The organism is Bradyrhizobium sp., assembly GCF_030693485.1.
Taxonomy (GTDB): Bacteria; Pseudomonadota; Alphaproteobacteria; order Rhizobiales; family Xanthobacteraceae; genus Bradyrhizobium.
The window spans coordinates 1-4829 of record NZ_JAUYAN010000362.1 but is presented as its reverse complement, the minus strand read 5'-3'; the positions used below and the strand labels follow the sequence as shown (position 1 = coordinate 4829).

General features: G+C 65.2%; 5 protein-coding genes. 4 read left to right on the top strand and 1 reads right to left on the bottom strand.

The window, feature by feature from the left end; all coding sequences use genetic code 11:
- Both Q8N40_RS26345 and Q8N40_RS26340 read left to right on the top strand, forming a co-directional pair.
- A partial coding sequence (locus Q8N40_RS26345) for an ABC transporter ATP-binding protein (RefSeq protein WP_305713899.1) occupies positions 1–720 on the top strand: 720 nt, incomplete at its 5' end.
- 121 nt (positions 721–841) lie between these two features.
- Complete coding sequence (locus Q8N40_RS26340) at positions 842–2134, top strand: O-antigen ligase (protein WP_305713898.1); 1293 nt, start codon at positions 842–844, stop codon at positions 2132–2134.
- Between the two features lie 19 nt (positions 2135–2153).
- On the opposite strand, the gene Q8N40_RS26335 is transcribed toward Q8N40_RS26340, so the two are convergent.
- On the bottom strand, positions 2154–2897 hold the full coding sequence (locus Q8N40_RS26335) for a sulfite exporter TauE/SafE family protein (RefSeq protein WP_305713897.1): 744 nt from the start codon (positions 2895–2897) through the stop codon (positions 2154–2156).
- Between the two features lie 204 nt (positions 2898–3101).
- Here Q8N40_RS26335 and Q8N40_RS26330 point away from each other — a divergent pair, with 204 nt between their 5' ends.
- Positions 3102–3818, top strand: a complete 717-nt coding sequence (locus Q8N40_RS26330; protein ID WP_305713896.1) for an alpha/beta fold hydrolase — start codon at positions 3102–3104, stop codon at positions 3816–3818.
- Complete coding sequence (locus Q8N40_RS26325) at positions 3815–4690, top strand: MBL fold metallo-hydrolase (protein WP_305713895.1); 876 nt, start codon at positions 3815–3817, stop codon at positions 4688–4690. The genes Q8N40_RS26330 and Q8N40_RS26325 overlap by 4 nt, the downstream gene beginning before the upstream one ends.
- Positions 4691–4829 lie beyond the last annotated feature (139 nt).

Sequence of the window (4829 nt, the reverse complement as noted above, 5' to 3'; positions counted from 1 at the left end):
GGCGGCCACCGCGAGCCGCTGTATGACGGCCTGTCGGTCGACATCCGCGCCGGCGAGCGTGTCGGACTGGTCGGCCGCTCCGGCTCCGGCAAGACGACTTTTGTCAAACTGGTGCAGCGGCTCTACGATGTCAGCGGCGGGCGTATCCTGATCGACGGTCAGGATATCGCGCTGACGACACAGTATTCGCTGCGCAGCCAGATCGCCATCGTGCAGCAGGACCCGATCCTGTTTCACCGGTCACTGGCCGAGAACATCGCGTATGGCCGGCCGGGCGCCAGCATGGCGGCGATCGAGCAGGCGGCGCGGCTGGCCAATGCCCATGAGTTCATCCTGCGGCTGCCGAAAGGCTACGGCACGCTGGTCGGCGAGCGCGGCGTCAAGCTGTCCGGCGGCGAGCGGCAGCGCGTGGCGCTGGCGCGCGCGTTTCTGGCCGATGCGCCGGTGCTGATTCTGGACGAGGCGACGTCGAGCCTGGATTCCGAATCCGAGGCGCTGATCCAGCAGGCGATGGAACGGCTGATGAAAGGCCGCACCTCGATCGTGATCGCACACCGGCTGTCGACGGTGCGCAGCCTCGACCGGATCCTGGTGTTCGACCGCGGCGACATCGTCGAGCAGGGCGCCCATGCCATGCTGGCCAATCGCGCGGGCGGAATCTATCGTGGCCTGTTCGAACGGCAGGCGACGGAGTTCGGCCGCATTTCGGCGGCGGAGTAGTCGTTATTCCGGGTTCGCATCTTCGATGCGTCCCGGAATGACGTACTCAAATTTGCGGACGGGCACCTCCGCGGCGTAGAATGGGTGTCGCGGTGCCGTCGCGGGGCGCAAGGGAACAAGGATGACTGACGCCATACGAAGAGAGCCCGGCGCCTCCTGGCTTTCGGTCATCTGGTCCGCGCGGCACGACCCGGCCGCGCGGATCCTCAATATCGATCTGCTGACGGTCCTGATCGTGCTCCTGCTGCCGTGGTCGACCTCCGGCGTTGCAATCGCTGCGGTGCTCTGGCTCGTCGCGCTGATCCCGACCATCGAGCCGCGCGCCTTGTTGCGCTCGCTGCTACGGCCGATCTCGGCGCTGCCGATCGCCTTGTTCGCGCTGGCGCTGGTGGGAACCCTGTGGTCGGACGCATCCTGGGGTGCCCGGCTCCATGCGGTCAGCCCGACCGCCAAACTGCTGCTGCTGCCGCTGCTGTTCTATCATTTCGAACGCTCGCCGCGCGGCCTGTGGGTCTTCATCGCCTTTCTGGCGTCCTGCACGCTGCTGATGGTCGTGTCCTGGGCCGTTACCTTCGAGCCTGACCTCACGCTCAAGGATGACGCCACGATGCGGGGGATCTTCGTCAAGAACTATATCGCGCAAAGCCATGAGTTCGCGCTGTGCGCGGTGGCGCTGGCCTATCCGATCATGATGGCGGTGCGAGCCGGCAGGACACGGCTCGCGGCGCTGCTTGCGGTCATTGCCTTCAGCCTGCTGGCCAACATGGTGTTCGTGGTGGTTTCGCGAACCGCGCTGGTGACCATTCCGGTCATGCTCGCGGTATTCGCCCTGCTTCATCTGAAATGGCGAACGACGATATTTGCAGCTTCCGCCGCTATCCTGCTCGCGGGAATGGTCTGGAACGTATCGCCGGACCTGCGCGCCACCGGCAACAAGTTCCTTGCCGACTGGCAGCAGACCACGGTCCAGAGCAATCCAAGCGGAGTCGGCTCCCGGCTGGAATTCTGGCAGAAGTCGCTGCGCTTTATTGCGGAAGCTCCCGTGATCGGGCATGGCACCGGGTCGACGCGCGGGCTGTTCGAAAAGGCGGCAGCCGGCCAGGTCGGCTTCCGCGCCGAGGTCGTGGCAAACCCGCACAATCAGACCCTGGCCGTCGCGATCCAGTGGGGCGTGTTCGGGATCGTCGTGCTGCTTGCGTTGTGGTGGAAACATCTGACGCTGTTTCGCGGCGAGGGCCTCGCGGCATGGATCGGCCTGCTGGTGGTCGTGCAGAACATCTTCACCTCGCTGTTCAATTCGCATCTGTTCGATTTTCACGAAGGCTGGATCTACGTGCTGGGCGTCGGCGTCGCCGGCGGCATGGTGCTGGGGGCGAAGCGCGATACTGAACCCGTGGCTTCGCTTCCGTCCTGAGCTGGCGGAGCATGTGCGGCTACTTCGCGCCGATGCTGCTCCAGACCAGCCCGACGCCGGACAGAAACAGCAGCGCCAGCACCAGATCCCTGAAATTGCGGTCGCTCAACGCGCGATAGGCCCGCGCGCCGAGCCACGCGCCGGTGATCGTCGCCGGGAACGCGATCAGGGCGAGCCAGATCACGTCCAGCCTGACGAGGCCCATGCCGGCCTGCAGGCATAACGCCGTGAACAGGACGGTCCAGTTGAAGGTCTGGAAAACGCCGCGGCGCTCGTCCTTGCCCCAGCCCCGCACGCTCGCCCACAAGGTCGGAAGCGCGCCGGACAGGCCGGCGAGGCCGCCGAGGATGCCGCCGGCAAATCCGATCGCGCCGTCCGCGATCCGGCCCCCGAAGGTGAACGCCATCGGTCTGCGCTGCAAATACAGCGCAATCGGAAACACCAGCAGCAGCACGCCGATGCTGAGCTTGAAGACCTGCGGATCGGCATAGGCGATCAGCAGCACGCCGAACGGAACGCCGGCGAGGCCGCCGATCAGGAATGGCCAGACCAGCGTCAGGTCGAAACTGCGCCACATCGCCGGCATCGTCGAGGTCTGGGCGACCACCGAACAGATCAGCACCAGCGGCACCGCGAGCGTGGGCGGCAGCACATAGAGCCAGATCCCCAGCGCCGTCATCGCCGTGCCGAATCCGACGAGGCCGGAGACGAATCCGCCGGAGAGCGCGCCGAGCAGCACCAGCACGTAGGCGAAAGTGGTCATTTGCGTCGTCATTCCGGGGCGCGAGTGAAACGAGCCGAACTATTGGGCGCCATTGCGCCCCTGAGAATCCCGCGATTCCGGGTTCGATGCTTCGCATCGCCCCGGAATGACAGCGTCTGAGTTGGCGGCGACGTTTACATCAAGCGACGGGTCGGTAGTATTGCCAAATCGGCATCGGCGCATTGCCCAACAGGAAAAAACATCATGGGAGCAACGTTTCTCGTCTGCCACGGCGCCTGGTCGGCCGGCTGGGCCTGGAAGAAGATGCACCCGCTGATGGCGGCCAGCGGGCATCGGCTGGTGACGCCGACCTACACCGGTTTGGGCGAGCGCGCGCATCTGGCCAATCCGTCGATCGATCTCGAAACCCACATCGAGGACGTCCTCAACGTCATCAGGTACGAAGACCTGCGCGACATCGTCCTGGTCGGCCACAGCTATGGCGGCATGGTCGCCACCGGGGTCGCCGACCGCGCCCGCGATCGCATCGTCAAGCTGATCTATGTCGATGCCTTCGTGCCCGCCGACGGCCAGTCGCTGCTCGACCTGAACGAGGTGGCGCGGCCGCGCATGCAGGAGCTCAAGAACAGCGGCGACGGCTGGCGGGTGCCGCCGAACCCGACGCCGCCGGACACCTCGCCGGCCGACCTCGAATGGCTGAGCACGCGCCGCGTCCATATGCCGATCAAGTGCTTCGAGACCGGGCTCAGGCTGCGGGGCGGCGCGCTGACCCTGCCGCGCAGCTACATCTACGCCACGCGCATCACGCCGGCGGATACGTTTGGGCCATTTGCCAAGCAAGCCAAAAGCGATCCCGCGTGGCGCTATTACGAGATCGATGCCAGTCACTCGCCGAACGTCACCGCGCCGGAGGCGCTGATGACGCTGCTGACGAAGATCGCGGCGGAGCCTGCGCGATGAAGCAGCTTCGGATCGGCGACATCACCATCGATGCGGTGATCGAACGCGAAGGCCCGTGGCGGCGGCCGCAGGATTTCTTCCCGGCCTATGACGACGCCGTCTTCAAGCACCATCTGCCGGCCATGGAGCCGGAGGTGTACGACGCGGCGCTCGGGCTGATGGTCATCACCTACCAGACGTTTGTCGTTCGCACCCCGCGCCATACCATTCTGGTGGACACCTGCACCGGCGAGGACAAGGGCCATCCGCCGCCGTTCGATTTTCCCGGCAAGGAGCGCTGGCGCAACGAGCTGTTCGCGCTCGGGGTCGCCTACGAGAGCGTGGACTATGTGTTCTGCACCCATCTTCACATCGACCATACCGGCTGGAACACGGTGCTGCGCGACGGACGCTGGGTGCCGACCTTCCCGAACGCGAAATACGTGTTTCACAAAAAGGAATATGCGGTCTGGGAGGCCGAGCACGCGCGCGGCGCCAATCCGCCCGGCACTGTATTCCGCGACAATTGCCTGCCGATCGTCGAAGCCGGCCAGGCGCTGCTGGTCGACGACGACTACGCGCTCGACGACACCATCACGCTGACGCCGACGCCGGGCCACTCGCCCTGCCATTGCTGCGTCAACATTTTCTCCCGCGGCCAGCGCGCGGTGGTGGCTGGCGATTTGATGCACCACGCGATCCAGTGCCGCGAACCGGACTGGTCGGCGAAACCGGACTGGGATCCAAAACAATCGGCGGTCTCGCGCCGAAAATTTTTCGCCGAGGTGGCCGACACCGATACGCTGATCCTGCCGGTGCATTTCCCGACGCCGACGGTCGGGCTGATCAAAGCGGATCGGAGCGCGTTCGACTACAGGTTCAGGCGGGATTGAAGCCTCGAGGCCGACGCTGCGCCGTTTGCCCAAATACCGGTGTCATCGCCCGGCTTGACCCTACGAGATTCACACATCGTTGCGGAGGCTCCAGCCGTGAAGCATGGCTTTGAGGGATCGTAAGCCGTGCATCATTACG

Excerpts from the sequence above, each read along its gene's own strand:
- Q8N40_RS26330 (WP_305713896.1), top strand. The coding sequence starts at position 3,102 with ATGGGAGCAACGTTTCTCGTCTGCCACGGCGCCTGGTCGGCCGGCTGG.
- Q8N40_RS26335 (WP_305713897.1), bottom strand. The coding sequence starts at position 2,897 with ATGACCACTTTCGCCTACGTGCTGGTGCTGCTCGGCGCGCTCTCCGGC.
- Q8N40_RS26340 (WP_305713898.1), top strand. The coding sequence starts at position 842 with ATGACTGACGCCATACGAAGAGAGCCCGGCGCCTCCTGGCTTTCGGTC.
- Q8N40_RS26325 (WP_305713895.1), top strand. The coding sequence starts at position 3,815 with ATGAAGCAGCTTCGGATCGGCGACATCACCATCGATGCGGTGATCGAA.